The following is a 1,634-nucleotide window of genomic DNA, read 5'->3' on the forward strand; positions in this document are numbered from 1 at the left end:
CAAAAGGAGTTTTTTAAACGACTAAAAATTCCTGCAAAAGAAATAACATTTAATGATTTAGATGAAATTCTCTTAAACATGGGAATGATTCTCCCCTATGAAAATCTTGATATTATGGCTGGCACTATTAAAAACATCTCAAAAAATAACTTAGTAGAAAAGTTACTTATTCAAAAACGAGGCGGTCTTTGTTATGAATTAAACTCCTTACTATATTACTTTTTAATGGATTGTGGATTTCAAGTATATAAAGTAGCCGGTACTGTTTATGACCTTTACGATAATAAATGGAAACCTGATGATGGTCATGTCATTATCATATTACATCATAATAAAAAAGATTATGTTATAGATGCCGGTTTTGCCTCTCACCTACCTTTACATCCAGTCCCTTTTAGCGGAGAAGTCATATCTTCTCAAACGGGTGAATATCGAATTTGCAAACGAACTATTCAAAAAGGTACACACATTTTAGAAATGAGAAAAGGAGCTAACGGGGAATCTACAAATTTTTTACAATCTGAACCTTCAGATGAATGGAAAATAGGCTATGCCTTCACTTTAGATCCAATAGATGAGCAAAAGGTGAATAACATTCAAAAAGTCATTGTAGAACATAAAGAATCTCCTTTTAATAAAGGAGCTATCACTTGTAAATTAACTAATTATGGTCACATATCATTAACAAATAAAAATTATACAGAAACCTTTAAAGGCACCAAAAATAAACGTCCAATAGAATCAAAAGATTATGCTCGCATTCTTCGTGAATCTTTTGGAATAACACAAGTGAAATATGTAGGAAAAACACTAGAAAGAGGTTAGTTGACTAAAAGTATTTCATAATAAAGCAGATTCCATATTTAGAATCTGCTTTATTTTATATTTTGTTATAAAGAAATTTGTTTTGCTCTTATCCTTTAATTTTCAATGATATACTCATCATCATATTTATCGTATTGGAGCCCTGACCCTATTTTTGATTCCGTAACTTGATCTCTTAAAAACGGTGCAGCTTCCATTTTGCTAGTTGCAATTTCAATTCCATATTTTTTCGTTAAATGGGCCAATTCAATTAAAAACCACTCTCTTCGTAATGTGACTGGAATATCAAATGTTCTTCTTTTCATATATAATAGCACCTCTTTTATTTTCATAGCTAAAAAAATATCACTGAATGTACTATTTAAAACTACCTTTTATCACAAACATCCAATGAAACATTATAGTATATGCATGTCCATTTTAAACGTGCTATTACAAAAAGAATACTTTAGTTTACATAAAATAATTATGTATTAGTAGAAAGAGGCTTGTCCTCCTCTTTCTACTCTAGAGATTTAAATTAAGAACATCTTGGTACACCTAAAGCTAAGAATAAACCTGCTACTCCCGCTGTAATTGGTACTTTCAATGTAATAACATCGTCTACTTTCGTTACTAAAAAGAAAGCATTACCTTCTTGTAATATACAAGTCACCAACAATTGGAATTCCATTCAAATCTCCTCCTTTCAATCCGTATATTATACTTTATGGATTTTATTCAAAAATGTAATAGGAAATACATCCATTTTCTCATATATTCGCATAAATGATTATCAGTCTATTAGAACTACTTATTTTATATAAATC

The 1,634-nt window shown here is 29.8% G+C and carries 3 protein-coding genes; 1 reads left to right on the plus strand and 2 read right to left on the minus strand.

Annotated elements, in window-relative coordinates; all coding sequences use genetic code 11:
* Window positions 1-825 (plus strand): arylamine N-acetyltransferase family protein (locus KI369_RS28265; protein WP_238484976.1); only part of this gene is annotated, 825 nt, incomplete at its 5' end.
* A 95-nt stretch (window positions 826-920) separates the two neighbouring features.
* Here KI369_RS28265 and KI369_RS28270 read toward each other — a convergent pair.
* Both KI369_RS28270 and exsG read right to left on the minus strand, forming a co-directional pair.
* Complete coding sequence (locus KI369_RS28270; RefSeq protein WP_000830253.1) at window positions 921-1,130, minus strand: hypothetical protein; 210 nt, start codon at window positions 1,128-1,130, stop codon at window positions 921-923.
* A gap of 215 nt (window positions 1,131-1,345) precedes the next feature.
* On the minus strand, window positions 1,346-1,498 hold the full coding sequence (exsG, locus tag KI369_RS28275) for an exosporium protein ExsG (RefSeq protein WP_000395678.1): 153 nt from the start codon (window positions 1,496-1,498) through the stop codon (window positions 1,346-1,348).
* Between the last annotated feature and the right edge of the window lie 136 nt (window positions 1,499-1,634).

The sequence above is a fragment of the Bacillus sanguinis genome (genome assembly GCF_018332475.1).
GTDB lineage: Bacteria > Bacillota > Bacilli > Bacillales > Bacillaceae_G > Bacillus_A > Bacillus_A sanguinis.